Raw genomic sequence first — 20,749 nt, 5'->3', positions numbered from 1 at the left:
TTTACGTTACTGGGGTGTCGCCAAGCGGTAAGGCATCAGGTTTTGATCCTGACATGCGGGGGTTCGAATCCCTCCACCCCAGCCATTGTTATCCCTATCTTACAGATAGCTCTCTCCACTGCCTTACGAGACGTAACGCGCAGGAAAAATCATCATCCTTCGACCCGTTCGAAAATGATGCTTCCCGCCCAAGCAGCCCAAACAGCCATGAGCGCAAGAAACAATCTTTTGTCTGCTTTGAAAAAAGATTTTTCATGGAAATGCATGATGTGACTTTCATTGCCCTGCCCGTTGAGGGAAGCGATGAGGGTTTTGCTCGTTTGGCGAAGAGCTACATCCACCCACGACTACGACCAGAGCAAGGTACTTATCCGTGTCGAAAATGATGGTGTTTGCCGGCAACTCAAATCCGGAACTGGTGCACAAGGTTGTCAATCACCTGCATATCCCTTTGGGTAAGGCCTATGTTGGCCGTTTCAGTGATGGCGAGATTGCGGTAGAAATCCAGGAAAACGTTCGTGGTCGTGATGTTTTCATCATCCAGTCCACCTGCGCACCTACCAATGACAACCTGATGGAACTGCTGGTTATGGCTGACGCCATGCGTCGTTCCTCTGCTGTCCGTATCACTGCTGTGCTGCCTTACTTTGGTTACGCTCGTCAGGATCGTCGTCCCCGTTCTTCCCGTGTGCCTATCAGTGCCAAAGTGGTAGCTGACATGATTGCCGGCGTAGGTGTGGACCGTGTGCTGACCGTTGATCTGCACGCTGACCAGATTCAGGGCTTCTTCGACATCCCTGTGGATAACGTTTATGGCTCTCCGATCCTGCTGGACGATATGGAGCGTCAGGGTTACGAAAACCTGATGGTTGTTTCTCCTGATCACGGTGGTGTGGTGCGTGCACGTGCTGTTGCCAAGCGTCTGAACACGGATCTGGCTATCATCGACAAGCGTCGCCCTGAAGCGAACAAGTCTGAAGTCATGAATATCATCGGTGACGTTACAGGTCGTACTTGTGTGCTGGTTGACGACATGGTGGATACTGCCGGCACCCTGTGTGCGGCTGCAGCTGCCCTGAAAGCCAAAGGCGCAACTAAAGTTATCGCTTACTGTACTCACCCTATCTTGTCTGGCCGCGCTCTGGAAAACGTGGCCAACTCCGAGCTGGACGAGCTGGTAGTGACCAACACTATTCCTCTGAGCCCTGCTGCTCAGGCTCTGGGTCGTATCCGTCAGCTGGATATGTCGCCACTGCTGGCTGAATCTGTACGCAGAATCAGCAACGCTGAATCCATCAGCGCTATGTTCCAGTAATATCAGGGACTTAGAGCAGTAATGAACGGCCTTTCAGGTGAACTTGAGAGGCCGTTTTTTTATTCTTTTTGGTGGGTTTGCTCATAAATATTACAAAAAATATTACAAAAATAAGTTGATAGATTATTGGGTGTCGTTTAACGGGTGCTGTCTATTTTGACTGCCGTTCGTAGGTAAACGGTCTTGGCTGCCAATGTTTTATGCCCGGAATAATTCTCAGTATGATCGCTAACACCTTTGGCTTTCAGGTCATGAAAAACGAATTTCTCCTCTATACTGATCCGACCATTATCCAGGTGACGATTCATAGCTTTTCTGAATCGATTGCTAAAGGTCTGAGGCTTGATTGGTGAGCCATCAGGGTCATGGAATAGGGTTGTAGCTTCTTGATTGTTACAAGCTCTCAGAAGCAGCTCTACAGCGTCTCTCAGTCTTGGGGACCATCTTGTCAGCTCGGTAACAGAACCTTTCGTTCTCTGGAGGAGAATGCCCTCCTCTAGAAGGTCATCAGGCTTTAGAGCGAGCACTTCTCCTTCTCGAGCCCGGCAAAGGTACGCAATCTCCATGGCAGCTTGATACATCGGGCGCATGAGCTCATAGACTTTGCTGTAGACCTCATCAGTTACATAGGCTTCCTGACGACTACCTTCCTTGAAGGTCAGCTTCAGCTTACTGAATGGGCTGTCGGGAATGCCTTCAAACTCACCCACTGCCCAAGTCCAGGCAGCAGCCATAAAACCTTTGTGTTTGTTTCGAGTGGCGTTCCCGCTGACTGTAAGAAGGTACTTTTTGATCAGCGGGGGAGTTAATCTTTCCAGTGGGCATTTGCCAAATTTGTGACCACTATTTCCTTTGGCTTCGCAGATTTTTGGAAAGTACACCTTTCTCATTTCCTGAGTCTTCTGAGCTAACTGCTTAAACTCATCTGACTTTATGTACTCTCCCAGCAACCATTCAATGGTACGATCGTTTGATTCAATAACCTTTTTGTATTCAACCCAGACTTGGTAAATGGGTGTATTTTCCCCGCAGAGAACAGTTTGCTGCCCTCTCTTTGGTTTTCCATTGACGCAACCCAGGTATGGCCAATAGACGAAGCGTTTCCCCTGAAGAAACACATTGGGTGGAAGACCATTGCTTTTTTTACGACCCATATACTACCAGTCCCATTCCTCGTTCTTTTTGGATCCGAGTGCTGAATCAATTTGGTTAATAGTTGTGATAACTTCTCCTCCCTTGCCACGTGCAAAGGGGATATTGTTAGATATCAAAAAATCCAATAAGTTCTTCTGCTGCTTATGGCCGGTCCAGGCTTTTAACTGATCTTCACCAATGAGCTGGACGTTTTTTGCTTCTTCCATTAAACACCCCCTACGATTAAAGCAGCAGCGGCTGAACAACCCCTTCAGCCAAAATCAGATCCATTGCTTCGTCGGCTCTGGGCTCATCTCCTCGCCACTTGTTCGGCCATGTGTTTGCTTGTATCAGGTCTCTGATTCTGATTTCTTCCTGCTCATTGATCAGGCTGATTGATGGTCGATTCTGGAACAGAGCTTCTTTATTCACTTCGTCCTGAATAGTGAGGATTTCTTTCAGTGCTTTCTGTCTGGCTTCCAGTGTCAGAGGTCCCATTCTTTGAGGGTTGGTTTCCAGTGAGCCGTCTTTATTTCGGTCTGTTCCAGGTTTACGCAAGCGGTTGTGTGGCTCTCTCAGCTCACGGTAGATTGAACGAAGTCCTTTTAGTGGTGACAGGTATTCCCAGTGAGGCATTGAGACAACGGTATCCAGTGCTCTGTCTTCCTGGGCCAGTGGGCAGCCTACACAGCCAGTGCGAGCGCTGAGTTCTTCTGCTTCATCACCACCATAAGCGTCTGCAATGGCACCTGTGGACCAGTCTCCAAACTCTTCTTGTGGCGCCCAGTGCTTCAGCCATTCCCAGATGTGGCAGACTCGCCAGTGCAGGAGTGGGGCGAGAGTGGCAACCCTTCCTCTGATGCCTTTAGCATTGGGTAATACTTCCTGGTACCAACCCTGCCCACATTCAGCCCCGTCTTTTCCACAGCTCATGATTATTCGTTGGTCTCTAATAGCGCTCTCTCCCTGGCGTACTCCTGTAATCATTAGAATATTGCCGTCGTAGTCGCTGGTGGCCAGTGCTTCCGCCAGGGCGTCTTGCATTGGATCAATCTTTATCTGACGAGTGCACCAGCGCAGTGTGTTGTTATTGGGTGGGGGAACGCCACGGCCCAGCATGTAAACCATGAATCGTTTGTCCATGGGTGCCATGACGATATTGACCTCTATGCCTCGTTCTTCCAGTTCATCAATGATCTGATAAGCGGCAATGGATAAAGGGGGTAATTCCATACGTGTGTCGGCATAGAAAACACTCAACTTTTTGGGTGCTGGGATCATGCCGGATTCAATCATCCAGATGATGAGGGTCAGGGTTGCGCTGGAGTCCTTACCACCGCTCCAGGCGATTCCCCAGTGCTGGTGGGTATCACCGTAGGCTTGCAGTGATTGTTTGGTCATTTCAATGGCTTCGTTCATGTTCAGGCGTTTTGAAAAGCCTTCGAAAATTGAGCCCTGTTTTTTTATCTTTAAGTTTTCCATGGCGTAAAAAGCCCCCTCAACTTAATAAGCTGTTTTTTTGTTTTCTGTTTTTTATTGCCTGACAATCAGGGTGTTAAATGGTCTGATAGTTAAAACTTGTCAGCTCTAGTGCTGTGTTATGCGTTTCCAGGTAGCTTAAGTACTGTGCCCACTGGGTAGTAAGCATGAGGCGACATTTCAGGGAACCTATCAGCATTCATTTCAATAATTTCGCTCCAACGATCTTCGTTACCAAGCTGACGGAGAGCAATGCCCATAACACTTTCACCCGGTTCTGTTTTATAAACAGGTGCAGGGGAATGTTCTGCTTCAATCACAGCTTCTTTGTGAGCTTTAAGAAGTGCCTTACTTGCAACTGCTGTGTCCCTGGCTTCTTCAATATCTGTCTCAGGAAGATCGGTTACCGGAATTGCTTCGACTTCTCCGTTAGAGCTTTTGGCATGCCTTTTTGCGTATTTTTCATCAAATAAGCCAGCCCGATAAGCAAACTTTGTATAGCCACAGCTGTTAGATCTGTAGTAATAGCCTTCTTTCTTTAGTAGATATTTCATTGTTCTTTTACCTGAGAGTTAATGAATAACAACAGCAAGGCCTGGATTATGTTGCTATATCGAATCCATTGCCTTTTGCGGAATAATTACTACCTGTCAGAATGTCAGCAGCCTTCATTAACTGAATCAGGTTTTCATCTTTGCTTACCACCCACTCTGGGTTACCGATAAAGATGATTTTTCGTTCTTCGCAATAGAACCAGTCACAMCCTGCATCATCACCGCCATATGCGTTATTGCAAGCAAGGCGTCGAAGTGCTTCACCTAATTTTTTTGCATCAACTTCAACGTGTTTTCTAAGCGCCAAAGCAACACCATCAGCAATGGTGAATGTGTCTTGAATATCAATCAGTGTTTTTTTCATTTTTCTCTCCATAATTTTCCATGCATCTGCGCAGAATAGGGTATGCGTCAGCTCCAACCATCAGCAATATCAAAAATGGAGAATCCAAACATTTCACCCATTACTGAATTCTTAGCAGCTTTTCTGGCTTCTTCCGCTGTTTTGAATTTAGCTATATTGTCGCTATTGGAATCCATTAACGGGGTATAACCACCGTTCTGGGTAGCGAGCATTACGAAGTAGTCTTGATCATTCATTTTTGGTACTCCGTGCAACGAACAACTATTGTTTCTATCCCAATTGATATAATTGGCATACGGCTAAAATCCAGATCAGAGCAGTCGTCATTAACCTTTTTACAAGACCTGCACATCCCGCCTTTTGGGATACATCTTCTAAGATGTACTGACTTTCTTTTCTTGCCCATCATTCACCTGTCAGTTAGGTTGATTGCACTTGCATGAATGCCAAGCCTAAACGGGTTAACACCTTCCTTTTCCCCCGTTTGGCATCATGTAAAAAGCCGCCGTTGACTACTATGTTGTATGCTGTGTGGCCAGACCAATACCCGTCAATTTGGTTTTGTAGGGTTTTAGCGATCAATTTTCTTTTTTCCTGCACAGAGTTATTAATTTTTTCGCCAAAGTTAGTACCCCGGAACAAATCGTTTATATAGTCGTCTGATAAAGTCATGTAAGCCATAATCTCTATTCTCTCATTCACCGCCAGCTAACAATCAATTCCACGAGACGAATACTGTGCCCGTGAATTAAAAGGGTTATGCGGGCTCTTTCGAGGCTTTATCCATCAGGTAGTTCCGTACAGTTTGATATTCTTTGTTTCTGAAACTGCCATAGGCATAGATGCGATTTCTGCCTATGTTGTGTCCATTAATTGCCAGAAAATCCTTGCAACCTTGTTCTGTAAAACAGGCGGTTACGAATTGCCATGTTTCTAACAAATAAAACTTCTTCCAATCACCTGTATCTCGACAACCTTCTTCTAGTAAATTCAGGCGCTTGGACTTTGTTTCGCTTGCAACTTCATAATCACCACTTTCGGTGTTAACCCACTCTTCTTTGTCGTAGTGGTAATCGCCGTCGGTAATAACCATCACGCTTTTTTCAACAACAAAAATGGGATGGTCAGTAATTCTGTTGTCTTGCGTATTAATCAAGCTACCAATTTCTTTTAGTTCCATTATTTATCCCCAGTTTTGTCCGACTTACGACATTCTTCAAAAATCTTCTCTCCCCAGGTTTCAGTCATTAATGGAGTGTCAATGCCGTAATTATCTTTGCAGTGATGCTGGGCAGATCGGTGGAGCTGCTGTAGGTTGAGCACTGGCTTATCAATAAAGCCAGATTCAAAAGCACCTATTGCGCCATTTACAAAATCCATTACAGCATCAGCTTTTAGTTTGTTCGCTTCTTTCTGCTTTTCTTGAAGATCTTTAATTAGCTCAAGCGCTTGTTTAGCTATACTCGGTATTTCTACTTCACATGATCCTTCGCGGCCTTCTTCATCTTCACCGATTATTTCAATGAAGCCATAGTCAATATCGTCTTTATCAATGGCGGCCAGCTCCATTAGCTGATATTTGATCCAGTCGTTTTTTTCTTGCTCTGTCGCGCTATCTTCCTGTTCTTCAGTTTGATTACTGGAAACAGCGTCAAGCACTTTATTCAATGTCGCCTTGGCTTCAGGGCTGTCGCATTCAGCAATTCGTATGCAGTAGGCGCGAGAGTAATTATTGTTGATCGGATCATAGCCGTTCAGTTCTCCGACTGGCTTTTCCACTCCGCAGAGGGAGCATTTTGCTTTTTGTGTCATTTTATTGCTCCCGTATTCTTATGAATGACTTTCTCTTTTTTATTCTCAGGCTTCTTTGAAAAAGTATTCAGTCGCCTTTCTGGGTCAATCAAATAAACAACTTCTTTCTTTTTGTTTGAGAAGGTTTTCCCTTTTGGTGTGATTAAATAACCGACTCCATCCGGGCTTACTGAGAGATAGATTTTGTTTTTTTCTAATTGCTCTTCTGCAACGAGCGACAAAGGAGCCGATAGCAGAAGAAGCAATAGTGCTGCCTGCTTAATTAATGAAGTCACAGTTTTTCTCCTGTTGTAAGGCTATTCCAGCTCAACCAAAATGGCTGAATCTTCGTAGCCTTCTTCTCTAAGTTGGCGAACTACTTCTCTGAGCCCCATGAGTGGAATTGATTGCTCTTGAACTATCCAGCCAGGTTCAATTCCATTTTCAGGACGTATCGGGTCTTCACCCTCATGAACGGAGACTTTGTAGGTCTCCATCAGATAACCATTCGGGGGTAGAGCGGGGCGAATGGAATATCATCGTCGAACTCATCAAAGCCCCCCGAGCTTGGCGCACCCGGACCACGGCCTTGTTGAGGCTGCTGTGCTCTCTGTTGCTGTGCTGGTTGTTGGCCTTGCGGTCTTTGTGTTTGATCCTGCTGAGCGGGTTGTTGGCGGCCTTGTTGTTGGGGTTGCCCCTGATAACCCTGCTGTGTGCCGGGCTGATTGTTTTGCAGGCTATCCAGCATTTGCATTTGGCCACTAAAGCCATCAACGACTATTTCAGTGGTATAACGATCTTGCCCTTGCTGGTCCTGCCACTTCCGAGTTTGCAGTTTACCCTCAATGAAAACTTTGCTGCCTTTCTTCAGGTATTGCTGGGCAATCTCGGCAAGCTTTCCGAATATGACTACGCGATGCCATTCGGTCTTGGTTTGCTTCTGGCCAGTGTTTTTATCTGTCCAGCTTTCAGAGGTAGCAATACTCATATTGGCAATTGCTGCACCATTGGGAGTGAAGCGAACATCCGGATTTTCTCCCAGGTTACCGATCAGGATTACTTTGTTTACGCCTCTAGCCATGAGCTGCTTCCTCCCTTCCGCCAAATGCTTCAAATAGGTTTCCGTAAAAACGGCGCAGAGTGCCGACCATAATGCCGAAGCTGGCATCCATCTGTTCTACTTTGGTTTCTATCTCGATATCGTCGAGCTGTTCTTGAATCAGATCGGTGAACTTGAGTTTCTGGATAACAAGGTCATCCCTGATAGTGCAGGTTAGAGAGTCGTCCCATTGAACTCCGACTTTGCAGGCCTGCATGCCGCTTTCAACATGAGCTTTAATTTCTTCTGAAGTCAGCTCTTGATGAAAAGCTTTTATTTTCGCACCCTCGTCGCCAGGCTCTCTGAGTTCGCATTCACTACCCAGAGCAAAAGGTGCGGGTACCAGCTCAGAACTCAGCCATTGAGTCATAGAGGTTGAGGGCAGGTTCTTGATAGTCGGCATAGTGACTGGCAGCGAACCCAGACACTCTCTCAGGTACGAGGTTAGCTTTTCTGCCTGAGTGAACGACGATGCGTTCACTATCAGGAGTTGTGCAGTCAGATCTATATAGGCAAGCGTGTAAGTCTTTTTGGTGAATGCCTTTGGCAGCAGTTCCATGACTATATCGTCTTTGAGAGCCTTCTTTTCTTTGCTGAAAACTTCCCGGCACTCTTCGCGCTCGATTGCCTCAACTTTTGTTTCGAGAGCGTCTTTAATGACACTGGCGGGCAATATCTTTTCTTCCTGGCATGCCTTAATCAGAAAGCAGTTGCTTGATTGGTGAACCAATGCATTTGTGCCAGATCCAAGTGCAGGAACCCAGCCGTATGAGCTGAAGTCTTGGCTGCCACATGAATTGAAAAGCTTTTCCAATAGATAAGCTTCCAGCGACTCAGCAGTCACTGAAAAAGGCTGAGTAAATTGATAGACGATTAAGTTCTTGAACCACATTTGATTATCCCTATTCTTTATTGGCTGGTTGTTCAGATACTTCTAAAGGCAATCCAGGCTGCTTGGTCGTATAAACAAAGCAGCGTTCCCCATCTCTCTTAAATCTCTCGACTACCCCCCCGGAGGCATCTAAGTAAAATCGCTCTAACTTTCTTGGCATTAATTCCAACGCGCTCAGCCAATTGGGAGGCGGTGTACTCTTGAGCTATCTCCATGGCTGAAATAACTGCTATATCTGTTTGTTGCATTCGTTCTCCCTCCATTGCGCGCCAAATTCAACACCCATCTTTGAAAGCATTGCGTCCATATCTGCAATAAATTCTGCGCCTGCTTCATCAAACAGACTCATCAACTTTTCATCACGCTCGATCGTTTCAATATGTAGCTTTTTGGCTCTCATACGCGGATCAAAATTGGCAAAGTCCCAGCGATCCAGATCGGTAATCCACATACTGAATTGGCACTGCTTTATGTACTCAGGCTTAATCTTGTCTGCGCAGATGAATTCGATATAAGTCTTGCTTACCCAAGGGCATTTCAATTCAAGGCCGTAGTTGCTGCATAAGCCGTCAGGAGAGCAGCCAAAGCGCATTGAGTCGTTTTTGTAGATCAGCGGTACATCTCTTACTATTTCAAAGGTTTTAGCGCTGTATGCGTCTCTGGCGTGCTCTTCATGCTCTTTACCCCATACAAGAGCTTTCGCGTTAATCTCATCAGGGATTAAACCGGTGCAGACTTGTGCCACAAGCTCAGCTAAATAACCTTGTTTCCCTTCCGGTTTAATCTTGGGCATTTGAGAGCGTACAAACTCTTTACACTGTTCCTTGGTACCAGTGAAAGACTTACCCAGGTAAGTAACGTGGTTCTCTCCTCGCTTCTCACCTTTTTTAATTTCAACCTCGCATTCTGGGAATGCTGGCATTCTGTCTGGTTGCAGAAGAAATTCAGCTTTGGATGCAGTAACAACACCCGCTCTCATTCTGTGCCAGGCTTCTGAACCTTGCTGGACAAGGGTAGGGTCGAAACCCAATACCGGAGCGAGGGACAGCAGCTCTTGGTAGAAATCTCTCATAGCGTATTCTCCAGCTTGCGAATAAAGCTCTGAAGCTGGTCAGCGGTTAAGCCGTCGAATGAATCAACTTCTGTCTTAAGCATCTTTGAAGCCCATTCAAAGAACTGGGCTTCAGTGCGCTCTAATTTCGGAAGGAGAGTCTGAATATACTCAACAGGGTTGATAACTACTTCTTTCTCGGGCTCCTCCGAAATGGTTGTTATACCCTCACCACCGTCTGTATTCAGGTAATCAATAGCCTTTGAAAGTCGCTCAACTTTTGGCCAGTATTTGGAGCCGCGCTTAACAACAGTTTTGCGCCACATTTCAAGCTCGTCCGTTCTCCAGGGGCAAGGCTTTCCAGATTTGTAGCTCTGAGAGCGATCACGGATTGCCAGTATCTGATCAGCACTCATTTCTTCTGTCAGATAATCACCGTCAGCGGTTTTAACTGTACAGTAAGCACCAACCGGAGCGCCTCGATCGCCAAAAGGTTTGTAACGATGGGTAGGAGCCTTATCAACGCCATTGGTTTCATATTCATCCAGCTCGTAAACAATCTTTGTTTGACCCCAGGCAATAGAGCCTGACTGTTGAGCCAGATGAAGAAGACCTTTGTATGAAATATCAAGACAAACCTGCTTATCCCTTGGAACCAAATAGGCATATTGGTTTGCAGGGTTTAAGGTGATACCAATTGCTGCCACATTAATGATGGCATTCTGAGCTGAAGCAGGATTATTCTTTGCTACCGTTGCAAGGTATGTATTTTTCTGGAATGCCTGAATTGCAAACTGACATTCCTGCTTCCAGGTGATTTGCGTGTCAGCAAGAGATTCACAAAATAGAACTTCTTGCCCCTTCACAAACTCGATTGGGTTGAAGATTTCTTGAGTCATTACATACCCTCCAACCAATCCTGATTAAGCTCTGCCTGAATAGCGTCACGTACGTCTCTGGCAGCCAGCAGCTTTTCTTCAATCTGGTAATACTCCCTTGTTGCAATCTGTACTTTTTCGGATGCTTCGCTCATCTGGCGCTCAAGGGTTTCAATGTGGTGCCTTTGACTCTGCAAGCGACTGGTAAGAGTCACTTGGTCTTGTTCAAAGGTGGATGAAGAGGCGCTCATGACTGAGCACCTTCACTGATAACGAACTCAACAGCTTCACCAAGATGCGAATCAATCAAGTAAGCCAGTACTTTGCCGCACTCTTCGTCAAAGCAAGGGGCAATATGATTACTGTGCTTGGAATCTATTTGGTTTAGTTGAGCTTCAGCCCAGGTTGCTAAGAAGCGGTCATGAAGGTCTTCTTCGGCCTGTTCCTTCAGAGATTCTCCGTGATCCTTCAAGCCTTCCTGTATGGCGTGTCGGCGCTCCATAACCGACAAGTGGCAGTATCCGTTCATAATCAATTTCCCGTTGATTGTTTTCTTACTGGTTCGATATCAGGTTAATACTCAAAAGATATTGAGTCAACCTAAAAGGTATTAAAGATGTTAAAAAGGTTGTAAGAAGGTGTTTTGAGATAACAGGTAATGAGTAATACCCTATGAGGCTTAAAGGGATTCAATGAAGGAACGGACTGAAAATGGGTATGAAAAAAGAGCGCGAAGAGGCGAAGAGTAAGAGCGACTGGCTGATACTGATTTTTTTGTTTTTGGTTGTGCCATATAGCTTTATGTATGGCGGGTTATGGGTAGGTTTGTTAGTTCTTTTTTCTGGAATTGTAATTACTGGTTGGAAAAAAAGGCACGAAGGCCCACTTCCAACCTATAAATCAAATCAAAACTAGGAGCTTATAGAGCTGAAAAGTCATCCAAATATGGCTTGATATTGCTACCATTTGCTGTCTTTTCAACCATATTGAACGATATTGAGAATCTGTGATTCTGAAGAAGAGGAAGAAACGATTCTTCAGGCATTACATAGAACTTAACTTGTCCTGTCTCCGCTTGCGGAACGATAAGAAAGTCAGGAAGCTTACCCAGAGCATCTTTGGGTCTCCATGCAGAAAAGCCAGGTAAGGGCGTAAACAGCTTTAACTCTGTTACTCCTTGCCCGCTGGACACAAAGAAACTTCCGTTATCTTCATTCTGGATATTGATACCCATTTCGAACAGCAAATCTCGCAATGCAGTACGAACCATCATATCCATTTCAGATTTGGCAGATAACCAAGCTTTCTGAGCCAGGCTGTACGCTTCTGCTGCCATACCTGCTTTCAGAATTGACTCTCCTGCACTTTGAGCTGGCTGATCAAGAATACTCTTCTTTTCAGGCATACGATCCAAGTAGCCTGATTCTAAATCAAACTTCTCTTCTATTAAGCGTGCGATTTTAGGGCCAATACCTTTTACAGGGTTTGGGCCTGCAAATTGATTCGCCTGTTGTTGTGTTCGACCGAGAACATCAGCAAAGCGAGTAATCCCCATATCAGGGCGCTCTACGATCTCCCGAGTCTTCTTCCAGCGCAGTGTTCGTATATCCATTTGAACCATTATAGAGCTCGTGGAAATCCAGTGAACGCCCTAAATTCAAAAAAAAGGTTGATATATAATACCTAAAAGGTTTATAAATTGGTTGTGTTTGGGTTTAACTTGGTTTTTGGATATGGAAACAGTACAGGAATTTTGGGCAAGCCTAAGCAAAAAAGAGCGTGAAGAGTTCGTCCAAGAAGTCGGTTACAGCTATGCAGTTTTTTACAACAAATACATGGCAAGAAAGCCGGGTCGTAGGCCAATGCCGGGGAGAGAGAAGTTCAGCAGGATGGTTAAAGCGAGTAATGGAAGGTTAAGTCTTGGAGCTTTGATCATTCACTTTGTGAGAGAGCCAATTATGGCAATACAGAAAAGCGAAAGCCCCGCGAACGGGGCTATCTGAACCAGTTCAAAAGAAACGGGAATTTCAAATGAACAATAATAGTATCGGCAAGGCTGCCGAAAAAAACAACCCCCCTTCAATTTCAGAAGAGGCTTACCCATTTCGTCATATCGGCCACTGCATTCAAACCTTGCGCTTAGGGCTTGGTTGGAGCGTGAAAGAACTGGCAGACAAAGTGCCTTGTGGTAATTCCACTTTGAACGAATGGGAGCTGGGTAAAACCATTCCACAGCACTCAAACCTGATTGCACTGGCAAAAGCTTTGGATACTTCACCGGCGAATATCACTGTTGGTATGACCTTTCTGGAAGACCTCAAGCCTGTCACTGAAGAGAATCAGGAAGAGCTGAAGCTTGCAGAAAATACTCTCTCTGAAATTGCAGCAACTCATGAATACCCAGAATGGCATGCACCAGAATCTGAACAGGAAGTAGAAGAGTCTCTTGGAAGCTCTTTCACTGGCAGCAAGAATGCATCTTTCGGCACCAGTCGTGTGACTGGAAAAGGTGTTGTTGCCCTGAAGATCATTAAGAAGGCTCAGGTCATTCATCTGGATGACAACGAGATAGCTGAGCTACTTCTGTCGCTGGGTATTGACTCCTCTGAAATTCACAGTGCATTGAGGGGCTGGGCATGAGTAGCCGGAATGGAGTCTGGATACCCGCTGAAATCTGGGATGATCCAGCCTTCTCAATGAATAAAAAAGCTCTCCTGACAGAGATTAACAATCTACATGCATTGGGTGAGTGCAGGGCAAGTAATGCTCACTTCGCTGACTTTTTGGGGATCTCAAAATCTCGTGCAGAGAGCCTGATTTCAGAACTGAAAAGGGAAGGGTGGGTTACCTCAAAAATCTATCGAGAAGGTAAACAGTTTTCGAAAAGAGTGCTTTACCCAACAGCAAAAACAGCTTCACTTTTTGCTGGCTATGAAGTGCTGTTACCTACCCCTGAAAACAGGGGTACCCTCCCCCTAAATTCAGGGGCACCCTCCCCCCAAAATCAGGGGCACCCTCCCCCTAAAAACAGTGGAGGGAATATAACAAAGAATAAAACAGAGATTAAAACAGATACCCCTTACCCCTTTGAGTTGAATTTGTCCGCATGGAAGCAGTGGACTGAATACAAAAAAACTCAATTCGGGTTCAGATATAAAACTCAAGCCACAGAAAAAACAGCTTACGAGCAACTGATTCAGCTATCGAGTGGTGATCATCATCAACAGCAGCTGATTGTTAACCAGTCAATCGCACAAGGATGGAAAGGGCTTTTCGTCCTGAAAGACCAACTCGTTCAACCAAGAAGCACACAAGACCGTTTAACTGACACCAGCTGGGCTGAAGGCATGGAGGTGAGCTTATGAGCGCCATCCTCCAATTATTGCTCAAGCAGGATGAGGCCGGTGAAACATTGCTTGAAGCTCTTGCGGGAGCCCTGGCCCTGGTCGCCTTCATTCTGACCTTGCTTTGGCTGGTTGGCACCACAAACCCCAATACAAATCAAAGCAGCTTTATCACCTATGACAATCAGCAGGAGGCTGAGTAATGGACTTAACACAAGCGCAACAGGAAAGCGGATACAAGGGATTGGCTGCCAGCGTAATCATTCAGGCCGTGAAAGATTGCCGTGATTTCGTGACCCGGATGCAGAAGCCCGTTCGAGGTTCAGAGGGTGAATACATTCGTCATCCAGAAACTGTATTGAATCACCTGAGAAGGTACGAAGCCTACCGATTCCTGACCACTGAAAACAAAACCCTTATCTACTGGTGCATGTTTCTGGATCTCGACCCGAGGGTGTTTATCGAGCGAATGAAAGAGAACCTATCCAGCATCGAGAAAGTTTATGACACCAGTGATCGGATTGTTGTCAGCCGGTACTCAGAAACACAGAGGGCAGGTTGATGTCTGATCAGTCATTTGTGATTCGGAATACTCAGGATCGGGAAAGGTTGGTTGCATTTCTTTGCAGTCAGCCGCTGGACAAGCCTCTTCAAGTTGATTGGAAGAACTGGAGCCCTAAGCGAAGCCTGAACGCCAATGCACTCTACTGGACCTGGCTCACTCAGCTGGCTGAGTTTTTCAACCAGAAAGAAAAAGGCTTAGCCAGAAAGAAATCAGGTTATGAGCCAACAGTTTACGACCGGGAAGACATGCACGACATGATGCGCCATCTCTTTTTGGGTTATGAGAATCGCAAAATTCGAAACACAGAAATTACTCAGCAGTTGAAGAGTACAACAAAGCTTTCAAGAGCAGAGTTCTGCGATTACATGACTCAAATCGACAGATGGGCTTTGTCGTATGGGTGTTTTTTACCGCACCCGGAAGATAGTGAGTACGCCAGTTATCTGGAGCAAACAGCATGAGCAGGAAGCAAAAAACCAAAGAAGAAAAACAGCATCTTCAGGACGTAGCCGCTTTGGGTTGTGTTGCTTGCCGTCGTGCTGGATATGGAGAAACGCCGGCAGAAGTTCATCACATCACTACCGGTTTTGGCACCGGGCAGGCAAGGGATGACCTGAAGGTTATTCCTCTTTGTCCGGCTCATCACCGTACTGGTCCTGATGCCGTTCATGTAAGTCCTGCACTGTTTGAACGCAGATTCGGCCATGAGCTGGAGTTACTGGAACAGACCTGTAAAGACCTGGCAGCTTATCGAAGCAGCTTTGTTGGGGGAAGGTGATGAAGGTTCTGGATTTATTCAGCGGGATAGGTGGTTTCAGTTTGGGGCTCGAAAGAGCTGGCATGAAAACCATAGCGTTCTGCGAAATTGAGCCTTATTGCAGAAAGGTGTTGAAGAAGCATTGGCCAGATGTGCCAATTTTCGAGGATATCAAGGAGCTAACAGCAGATGACTTGCCCGAATACCCTGATGTTATTTGCGGAGGATTCCCCTGCCAAGACCTCTCTGGAGCCGGAAGGCAGGACGGAATTGAGGGTAGTCGTTCGGGCTTATACACCGAAATGCTCCGTCTTGTTAGCGAGTGTAGACCGAAGTACACGATTTTTGAAAACGTCACAGACCTGCTTACTGGAGGGGGGGGAAGTGGTTCGCGCAGTTTCTCTATGACTTGGCCGAGATCGGGCAGGATGCAGAATGGCACTGTATACCAGCTTCCGAATTTGGCGCGGCGCACCATAGAGATCGCGTCTGGGTTATTGCTTACCCCCACGGCACAAACAGAGAAGGCATACACCTTTCGCAACCCTTATGCCCTCATACGGAAGAATCACGCAGACGGCAACATTCAAGAGCAGTTGATGCGTGTTTACAAGCGGATGATTACGCCAGATTGCGCCCAAATTTTGATGATGTACCCGAACGGATGGGCCAGCTTAAAGCGTACGGAAATGCTGTAGTGCCAGATATTCCGGAGTATTTGGGAAAGGCCATCATGAGAAATGAGGAAAGGAGTCGGACATGAGCAATCGCTTCACCATATTAATTAGCGAGAGCACTAAAGATTTTGGCGATTACGGAATTCACCATAAATCCGAACAAAAACCAGAGCAGTTACTTGTGCACATGAAGTTTCAGAATCTGCCAATGCTGGATGAAAGCTTTCTTGATGGGATTGTCGGCGAAGTCGCCAAGAAGCTGGGAAATCGAATTCTCGAGCACAAGGTTTGTGGAAGTGAGAACGCAGAGCCGGATCGAAAAGCTGTGAGAACAGCAAAGAAAATCATCAAAAAACTGCAGGAGTGGTGATGAGGCAATGGTATCAAAACTTGCGGTGCTGGCTTTTGGGGCATGTTTGGGCGCGAACTTGGGAGGCCAGGGTGCTGCAAACCAGAAAGAAGAATCGCCATATCCGCCAGGAGTATCAAACCCAATGTATTCATTGCGGAGAGAAGAGCGGTTGGATTTGGCGTTCAAGAGTAGACAGTTGGGAAAAAGGAAAAAAGTTCCAATGGTGAATAGAAAAAAGGGAATAGGTCGAGCGCCTTTGTTAGCACTTCTGAGCTCTTCAATAGGGGGTGATTTTGTCGAACCCAGAAGGCTTGTTCAATTAAGCAATCATAGACCTTGGCTCAGGAAGAAGAAGGGGCGCTCATGAGTATTAATAGTCGCCAAAAAGGTGCAGCCGCAGAGAGGGAGTTCTGCAAAGAGCTCCTATCTCTGGCCGACATTAAACTGGTTCGAAATCTGGAGCAAACCCGCAGCGGTGGCTTTGACCTTATACCAGAAAATCAGGCTCAAGCTCAAAGCTGGCCATGGGCGATTGAAGTCAAACGCTATGCAAGTGTTACGGATTCAAAAATTCATGGCTGGCTAAAGCAGGCAGTTGAACAGGCAGAGCTGGCAGATAAAACGCCAGTACTCGCCTATCGAGCTGATAGGCAAGAATGGAAAGTCATGTTGCCTGTTGGTCAATGGAATATCACACCAGTACCGCGAGGCGTTGAGGCCTACCAGTGGGTGACGGTTGATATGGGGCTTGCTTCGGTTGTTTTGGCAGGCAGTTTAAATCTTCAGACAACTGAGTCTATGCACCGCCGGTAAGGGGTGCTGAAATTGTTTTTCTCGAAAAGTAGGGCAAATCCAACCTTGGCTCTGTCTCTTTATTGAGATCAAAAAAACAGGGTTATTAGAATGGCGACGGAACGACAGAAACAGATTGCTGAAGCTTATAACGATACTTCTCTTACCGTTTCACAAGCCGCTGCAAAAGTCGGTATTGTGGAGCGGTCATTCTTGCGGACAGTCAGCAGAATTCGCAAAGAAGGGGAGCTCGAGCTTATTGAGCGCAAGTCATTCAAAAAGAGTGCCGAAGTGCCCAGCTCTGAACCTGCATGGGATACTGAGCATGTTGCACAGCGTACCGGTGAAATACAGGATCACTTAAACAGAACTCGATCCGGGCGTTATGTCATTACTGCAGCTCAGAATGCCACCCCAATACACAAAGAGTTCTGGCTCTCACTGCAGCATTACTGCAGAGCAAACAATGCTGAGCTTTTGGTTATCCCATATCGCTACAAAAACATTACCAACATTCACACAACCAAAGAGCGGGGCCAGGAATGGTGGTCAAAGGAAGTATTGCCGTATATCTGTGATCAGCGAATTGAGATCAACAGTAACTTAATGGTGTTTGGTGATATTTCCATCCAACCAACGGCGGTTACTCCGCTGTCGGGGCTCGAGAGTATCAGCCAGGATAAATCAGCCATCTTCGGACACTCAAAAAGGCAGCTGACAACTATCCCGACACCGCAAAGCAGAATACCCAAGATTCTCTCAACATCGGGAGTCTGCACAGTCAAAAATTATGTTCCTGCCAAAGCGGGCAAGAAGGCGGAGTTTCATCATTGCTTGGGTGCAACGGTAATAGAGGTTTGCGGTGACCATGTTTTCCATATGCGCCAGCTCAATGCTTGCAGCGATGGCTCATTCATTGATCTGAACTGGGAGTACAGTGCTGCAGGAGTTAGGTCATCAGGTCAGGCACTGGCAGTTGAAATGGGAGATAGTCACGCATTCCGGGAAGAGCCGCAGGTATCAGAAGCGACTTTTGAGAGTGCTGATAGTTTGTGTGCCGTCCTGAATCCCGAGTCGGTCATTCTAAACGATGTGTTGGATTTCCATAGCCGCAACCATCACCACTCCAATGATCCCATTTATAACTATTGGAAACACCAGGCTCATACAGATTCAGTCGAAGAAGAGATTAAGCTCACCTGTAATTACATTGATCGGATCGGTTACCCGGTCATCATTAAAAGATCTAATCACGACGAAGCTATGGAGCGGTGGCTGAAAGAGACTGATCCGAAGAGAGATCCACGTAATGCCAGGCTCTACCACACGGTAATGGCTCAGATTCTGACTAGACACGATGAAAGGCTGGCAGCTAACCAAGACTATGAAAATGTCGACCCCTTTGAGCTGGTAGCCAGGCAGCACCTGAAGCATGCAGAAGTGCGTTTTCTACGTCGGGATGAGTCTTGCGTTATTGGCGACGTTGAAGTGAGCTATCACGGCGACCAAGGCCCGAATGGCGCCAGGGGGAGTAGGCGGGCATTCACACGAATTGGTGTGAAAGTGACTATCGGGCACAGTCATTCACCCGGGATCGAAGAAGGAGTTTATCAAGTGGGTGTCTCCGGGAAGCTGGACATGGGTTACAACAAGGGCCCTAGCAGCTGGCTACACACTCACTGCATCACATACGCCAACGGCAAGCGAACACTGATTAATATCATTGATGGGCAATGGAGGGCGGCAGAATGAGCATGTATCCGAGTGTAGGCGGTGCGCTAATCAATGCTTTCAACCCCTCGCTATTTGATAGCTATAAGAGTGCAGGTTGGCAAAAGCTTGCTTCTGCACTGGCTGACAAATATCCAGAGCTGGAAGTTCCTGCAGCGGAGCATCCAAACTTCGACAAAGATCGATTGTCCCGGGTTGATTGGGCTACTCAGGCTGGAATGACGGCAGGTTTACTCAGAAGCAAGCTGAAGCCAGCGGACTATCACTTGTTGAAGATGCGGTATACCCACGACGGTAACCAGGTTGTTGCCGGGAATGTTGTCTTGAAGTTAAAGCTTACTGATAACACTCGATCCGCGTTGGTCGAAGGTTGGCCGGTGGTTCGTCAGGAGCTTATCAGGCAAAAGCTGGTCAGAGCTTCGGTATTGAACAATGAAAACCGGCTGCAGTATATGGCTTTGAAAGCTCTCAGACCTGATCTGGCTGAAAAGGCACTCCAGGCTCAGGGAGATGAAAAGCAGGCTACAGTTAATAATCAGCAGCTGGAAGTTAAAAAAGCTCTGAATGAGTTGTTGCAGTCCGCTTGGAGGAAAGCCGAATACTTGCTGCATGAGTCTAATTTAATCAGAGAGGCTGCATAGGTGCGGCCTCCATATTGAAAAGGTGCTTTGTATGAAAAAAACCTTTCTTGCTTTGTTGCTGGTCACTGTTTCATTCTCTGGTTATTCGTCAGATAAAAGCTATGGCAATGTGCCAGTTGAAGAAGTGACTTCAATATACGACGGCGATACTTTCAGAGTGAATATAAAGGGCTGGCCACCAATTATTGGTGAGAGAATAGCTATCAGAGTGAATGGCCTCGACACTCCTGAGATTAGAGGCGAGTGCCAGAAAGAAAAAGAGCTGGCTAGGAAAGCGAAACAGATCACCGTTCAAGCTCTTCGCGCTGCGAAAAGTATTGAGTTGAGAAATACCCAGAGAGGCAAATACTTCAGGATCGTCGCTGATGTATATGTAGACGGGAAAGACCTCAAAGAGATGCATTTCAGGGCTGGCACTGCAAAGCCATATGATGGGGGCAAGAAAGACAGCTGGTGTAAGTAGAGTCATCAGAAAGGCTTGGGCTGCAATTTACAGCCCTGAACCTGAAGCATTATAGAAGAATGTTTCTTGTGGCTATGAGAAATGAATTAGTCTGCACTGAGGGTTCCAAGCATGAAGCCGTCAACTTTTGATAGCTGACCTCTCCACCAGACACCTCTATTACCTGGAATTGGCTGACCGTTGGTATTGAAGAACCTTGTGTTTTTTAAATGAATAAATTGAACACAGTCTGGATTTTTTTCAAACTTTTCTTTTACGTATTCTTCCGCTGGCCTAGTAAAATGAGCGCGAGTATGCTCAGCTGATTTTTGATCCGTCCATCCGCTGGTAAATTCATCTGCAAAACCATGAAAGTATTTCGAGCCGCAGATAAGCTCGCCAGAGACCAATTGGCCACCAACATTTAGTGTAATAGGGATAGTGAAATCAGCTTGTATGACAGATATCACGAGAGACTGAAGAAACCAGTCAGTTGTATCATTGTTATAGTTTTTTTCAGTGACGGTATCTTCTGATACTTCAGACATTCTTGTGTACCTCTGCGCTATTAATGCAAACGTGAAAGAAAAAAAAGCTGATTTTTAGGAGTATTTTGGGTCTAAAGTCTACTATATGCAAGATGCAGTCTCTTCCAATATGAAATGAGCCTGAAGAAGGGGCTGGTTTCTAACATGAAATGAGCCGACTTCAGCACTGTCGTTCATGATGAGGATATGAAAATCATCATGAACACCCATTTCATCAAAACCCTGGAGGATGTAAGAAGCCTCCTTTCACAAGCAGACTGTCTGGAGCCCGGCTGGGACTCCAAGGACGAATGTTACCGTTGGATTGAGCTAACCCTCAGCCACTTCAAATACCGTTCCCTGA

35 protein-coding genes, 1 tRNA gene and 1 pseudogene are annotated in these 20,749 nt (G+C 46.2%); 17 read left to right on the top strand and 20 right to left on the bottom strand.

Annotated elements, in window-relative coordinates; genetic code table 11:
* Positions 1 to 10 precede the first annotated feature (10 nt).
* Positions 11 to 85 (top strand) — tRNA-Gln (locus WG89_RS13595).
* A gap of 67 nt (positions 86 to 152) precedes the next feature.
* Here the strand turns inward: WG89_RS13595 and WG89_RS31185 are convergent.
* Positions 153 to 341 (bottom strand): hypothetical protein, encoded by a 189-nt coding sequence (locus WG89_RS31185; RefSeq protein WP_062266976.1) that lies wholly within the window; start codon positions 339 to 341, stop codon positions 153 to 155.
* Positions 342 to 373: 32 nt separating this feature from the next.
* Between WG89_RS31185 and WG89_RS13585 the strand changes: the two genes are divergently transcribed.
* Positions 374 to 1,315 carry a ribose-phosphate pyrophosphokinase gene (locus WG89_RS13585; RefSeq protein ID WP_062266974.1) on the top strand — a complete coding sequence of 314 codons (942 nt, stop codon included), beginning with the start codon at positions 374 to 376 and terminating at the stop codon, positions 1,313 to 1,315.
* Positions 1,316 to 1,452: 137 nt separating this feature from the next.
* On the opposite strand, the gene WG89_RS13580 is transcribed toward WG89_RS13585, so the two are convergent.
* From WG89_RS13580 to WG89_RS13500, 17 genes are all read right to left on the bottom strand, one after another.
* Positions 1,453 to 2,469: a tyrosine-type recombinase/integrase gene (locus WG89_RS13580; protein ID WP_062266972.1), complete on the bottom strand. Its 1,017-nt coding sequence runs from the start codon at positions 2,467 to 2,469 to the stop codon at positions 1,453 to 1,455.
* Between the two features lie 3 nt (positions 2,470 to 2,472).
* Positions 2,473 to 2,676 (bottom strand): hypothetical protein, encoded by a 204-nt coding sequence (locus WG89_RS13575; protein WP_062266970.1) that lies wholly within the window; start codon positions 2,674 to 2,676, stop codon positions 2,473 to 2,475.
* Between the two features lie 16 nt (positions 2,677 to 2,692).
* Positions 2,693 to 3,931, bottom strand: coding sequence for a phosphoadenosine phosphosulfate reductase domain-containing protein (locus WG89_RS13570; protein WP_062266968.1), 1,239 nt, complete (start codon positions 3,929 to 3,931; stop codon positions 2,693 to 2,695).
* A gap of 116 nt (positions 3,932 to 4,047) precedes the next feature.
* The gene (locus WG89_RS13565) at positions 4,048 to 4,482 is read right to left on the bottom strand and encodes a LysM peptidoglycan-binding domain-containing protein (RefSeq protein ID WP_062266966.1); all 435 of its coding nucleotides are present in this window, start codon (positions 4,480 to 4,482) and stop codon (positions 4,048 to 4,050) included.
* A gap of 46 nt (positions 4,483 to 4,528) precedes the next feature.
* Positions 4,529 to 4,846: a hypothetical protein gene (locus WG89_RS13560; protein WP_153301595.1), complete on the bottom strand. Its 318-nt coding sequence runs from the start codon at positions 4,844 to 4,846 to the stop codon at positions 4,529 to 4,531.
* A 47-nt stretch (positions 4,847 to 4,893) separates the two neighbouring features.
* On the bottom strand, positions 4,894 to 5,082 hold the full coding sequence (locus WG89_RS13555; RefSeq protein WP_062266962.1) for a hypothetical protein: 189 nt from the start codon (positions 5,080 to 5,082) through the stop codon (positions 4,894 to 4,896).
* A 184-nt stretch (positions 5,083 to 5,266) separates the two neighbouring features.
* Entirely contained in the window at positions 5,267 to 5,527 is a 261-nt protein-coding gene (locus WG89_RS13550) for a hypothetical protein (RefSeq protein WP_216638483.1), read from the bottom strand.
* A gap of 76 nt (positions 5,528 to 5,603) precedes the next feature.
* Entirely contained in the window at positions 5,604 to 6,026 is a 423-nt protein-coding gene (locus WG89_RS13545; protein WP_062266960.1) for a hypothetical protein, read from the bottom strand.
* Entirely contained in the window at positions 6,026 to 6,658 is a 633-nt protein-coding gene (locus tag WG89_RS13540; RefSeq protein WP_062266958.1) for a hypothetical protein, read from the bottom strand. Before WG89_RS13540 ends, WG89_RS13545 begins: the two co-directional genes overlap by 1 nt.
* On the bottom strand, positions 6,655 to 6,933 hold the full coding sequence (locus WG89_RS13535; RefSeq protein WP_062266957.1) for a hypothetical protein: 279 nt from the start codon (positions 6,931 to 6,933) through the stop codon (positions 6,655 to 6,657). The genes WG89_RS13540 and WG89_RS13535 overlap by 4 nt, the downstream gene beginning before the upstream one ends.
* A 21-nt stretch (positions 6,934 to 6,954) precedes the next feature.
* Positions 6,955 to 7,134 (bottom strand): hypothetical protein, encoded by a 180-nt coding sequence (locus WG89_RS13530; protein ID WP_062266955.1) that lies wholly within the window; start codon positions 7,132 to 7,134, stop codon positions 6,955 to 6,957.
* On the bottom strand, positions 7,134 to 7,718 hold the full coding sequence (gene ssb, locus WG89_RS13525) for a single-stranded DNA-binding protein (protein ID WP_062266954.1): 585 nt from the start codon (positions 7,716 to 7,718) through the stop codon (positions 7,134 to 7,136). Before ssb ends, WG89_RS13530 begins: the two co-directional genes overlap by 1 nt.
* Positions 7,711 to 8,628, bottom strand: a complete 918-nt coding sequence (gene rdgC, locus WG89_RS13520; protein ID WP_062266952.1) for a recombination-associated protein RdgC — start codon at positions 8,626 to 8,628, stop codon at positions 7,711 to 7,713. The genes ssb and rdgC overlap by 8 nt, the downstream gene beginning before the upstream one ends.
* Positions 8,629 to 8,857: 229 nt before the next feature.
* Entirely contained in the window at positions 8,858 to 9,700 is an 843-nt protein-coding gene (locus tag WG89_RS13515) for a lambda exonuclease family protein (protein WP_062266951.1), read from the bottom strand.
* Positions 9,697 to 10,578 (bottom strand): recombinase RecT, encoded by an 882-nt coding sequence (locus WG89_RS13510; RefSeq protein WP_062266949.1) that lies wholly within the window; start codon positions 10,576 to 10,578, stop codon positions 9,697 to 9,699. The genes WG89_RS13515 and WG89_RS13510 overlap by 4 nt, the downstream gene beginning before the upstream one ends.
* Entirely contained in the window at positions 10,578 to 10,808 is a 231-nt protein-coding gene (locus WG89_RS13505; protein ID WP_062266945.1) for a hypothetical protein, read from the bottom strand. Before WG89_RS13505 ends, WG89_RS13510 begins: the two co-directional genes overlap by 1 nt.
* The gene (locus tag WG89_RS13500; RefSeq protein WP_153301594.1) at positions 10,805 to 11,086 is read right to left on the bottom strand and encodes a hypothetical protein; all 282 of its coding nucleotides are present in this window, start codon (positions 11,084 to 11,086) and stop codon (positions 10,805 to 10,807) included. The genes WG89_RS13505 and WG89_RS13500 overlap by 4 nt, the downstream gene beginning before the upstream one ends.
* Before the next feature lie 182 nt (positions 11,087 to 11,268).
* Here WG89_RS13500 and WG89_RS13495 point away from each other — a divergent pair, with 182 nt between their 5' ends.
* A complete protein-coding gene (locus tag WG89_RS13495; protein ID WP_062266942.1) occupies positions 11,269 to 11,472 on the top strand; it encodes a hypothetical protein in 204 nt (67 codons plus the stop codon).
* A 4-nt stretch (positions 11,473 to 11,476) separates the two neighbouring features.
* Here WG89_RS13495 and WG89_RS13490 read toward each other — a convergent pair whose 3' ends face one another.
* The gene (locus WG89_RS13490; RefSeq protein ID WP_153301593.1) at positions 11,477 to 12,112 is read right to left on the bottom strand and encodes a hypothetical protein; all 636 of its coding nucleotides are present in this window, start codon (positions 12,110 to 12,112) and stop codon (positions 11,477 to 11,479) included.
* 178 nt (positions 12,113 to 12,290) lie between these two features.
* Here WG89_RS13490 and WG89_RS13485 point away from each other — a divergent pair, with 178 nt between their 5' ends.
* From WG89_RS13485 to WG89_RS13420, 14 genes and pseudogenes are all read left to right on the top strand, one after another.
* On the top strand, positions 12,291 to 12,560 hold the full coding sequence (locus tag WG89_RS13485) for a hypothetical protein (protein WP_153301592.1): 270 nt from the start codon (positions 12,291 to 12,293) through the stop codon (positions 12,558 to 12,560).
* A gap of 28 nt (positions 12,561 to 12,588) precedes the next feature.
* Positions 12,589 to 13,197: a helix-turn-helix domain-containing protein gene (locus WG89_RS13480; RefSeq protein ID WP_062266936.1), complete on the top strand. Its 609-nt coding sequence runs from the start codon at positions 12,589 to 12,591 to the stop codon at positions 13,195 to 13,197.
* A complete protein-coding gene (locus tag WG89_RS13475; protein WP_062266933.1) occupies positions 13,194 to 13,922 on the top strand; it encodes a hypothetical protein in 729 nt (242 codons plus the stop codon). The genes WG89_RS13480 and WG89_RS13475 overlap by 4 nt, the downstream gene beginning before the upstream one ends.
* Positions 13,919 to 14,104, top strand: coding sequence for a hypothetical protein (locus WG89_RS13470; RefSeq protein ID WP_062266931.1), 186 nt, complete (start codon positions 13,919 to 13,921; stop codon positions 14,102 to 14,104). The genes WG89_RS13475 and WG89_RS13470 overlap by 4 nt, the downstream gene beginning before the upstream one ends.
* Positions 14,104 to 14,463: a hypothetical protein gene (locus WG89_RS13465; RefSeq protein ID WP_062266929.1), complete on the top strand. Its 360-nt coding sequence runs from the start codon at positions 14,104 to 14,106 to the stop codon at positions 14,461 to 14,463. The genes WG89_RS13470 and WG89_RS13465 overlap by 1 nt, the downstream gene beginning before the upstream one ends.
* On the top strand, positions 14,463 to 14,927 hold the full coding sequence (locus tag WG89_RS13460) for a NinB/YbcN family protein (protein ID WP_062266927.1): 465 nt from the start codon (positions 14,463 to 14,465) through the stop codon (positions 14,925 to 14,927). Before WG89_RS13465 ends, WG89_RS13460 begins: the two co-directional genes overlap by 1 nt.
* Positions 14,924 to 15,244, top strand: coding sequence for a Ref family recombination enhancement nuclease (locus tag WG89_RS13455; protein ID WP_062266925.1), 321 nt, complete (start codon positions 14,924 to 14,926; stop codon positions 15,242 to 15,244). Before WG89_RS13460 ends, WG89_RS13455 begins: the two co-directional genes overlap by 4 nt.
* Positions 15,244 to 15,585, top strand: a pseudogene (locus WG89_RS32925) (DNA cytosine methyltransferase); the annotation flags it as partial. The gene WG89_RS13455 and the pseudogene WG89_RS32925, both read left to right, overlap by 1 nt.
* A gap of 47 nt (positions 15,586 to 15,632) precedes the next feature.
* On the top strand, positions 15,633 to 15,986 hold the full coding sequence (locus WG89_RS32920) for a DNA cytosine methyltransferase (protein ID WP_414630395.1): 354 nt from the start codon (positions 15,633 to 15,635) through the stop codon (positions 15,984 to 15,986).
* Positions 15,983 to 16,270, top strand: coding sequence for a hypothetical protein (locus tag WG89_RS13445; protein WP_062266921.1), 288 nt, complete (start codon positions 15,983 to 15,985; stop codon positions 16,268 to 16,270). Before WG89_RS32920 ends, WG89_RS13445 begins: the two co-directional genes overlap by 4 nt.
* A gap of 345 nt (positions 16,271 to 16,615) precedes the next feature.
* On the top strand, positions 16,616 to 17,065 hold the full coding sequence (locus tag WG89_RS13435; RefSeq protein ID WP_062266917.1) for a putative PDDEXK endonuclease: 450 nt from the start codon (positions 16,616 to 16,618) through the stop codon (positions 17,063 to 17,065).
* Between the two features lie 90 nt (positions 17,066 to 17,155).
* Positions 17,156 to 18,796, top strand: a complete 1,641-nt coding sequence (locus WG89_RS13430) for a hypothetical protein (RefSeq protein WP_062266915.1) — start codon at positions 17,156 to 17,158, stop codon at positions 18,794 to 18,796.
* Entirely contained in the window at positions 18,793 to 19,416 is a 624-nt protein-coding gene (locus WG89_RS13425; RefSeq protein ID WP_153301591.1) for a hypothetical protein, read from the top strand. The genes WG89_RS13430 and WG89_RS13425 overlap by 4 nt, the downstream gene beginning before the upstream one ends.
* Before the next feature lie 31 nt (positions 19,417 to 19,447).
* The gene (locus tag WG89_RS13420; RefSeq protein ID WP_062266911.1) at positions 19,448 to 19,879 is read left to right on the top strand and encodes a thermonuclease family protein; all 432 of its coding nucleotides are present in this window, start codon (positions 19,448 to 19,450) and stop codon (positions 19,877 to 19,879) included.
* A gap of 86 nt (positions 19,880 to 19,965) precedes the next feature.
* On the opposite strand, the gene gvpU is transcribed toward WG89_RS13420, so the two are convergent.
* A complete protein-coding gene (gvpU, locus tag WG89_RS13415; protein ID WP_062266908.1) occupies positions 19,966 to 20,406 on the bottom strand; it encodes a gas vesicle accessory protein GvpU in 441 nt (146 codons plus the stop codon).
* Positions 20,407 to 20,749: the final 343 nt, after the last annotated feature.

Origin of the sequence: Endozoicomonas arenosclerae (genome assembly GCF_001562015.1) — a bacterium.
GTDB lineage: Bacteria > Pseudomonadota > Gammaproteobacteria > Pseudomonadales > Endozoicomonadaceae > Endozoicomonas_A > Endozoicomonas_A arenosclerae.
This window is presented reverse-complemented; position numbering and strand designations above follow the sequence as displayed.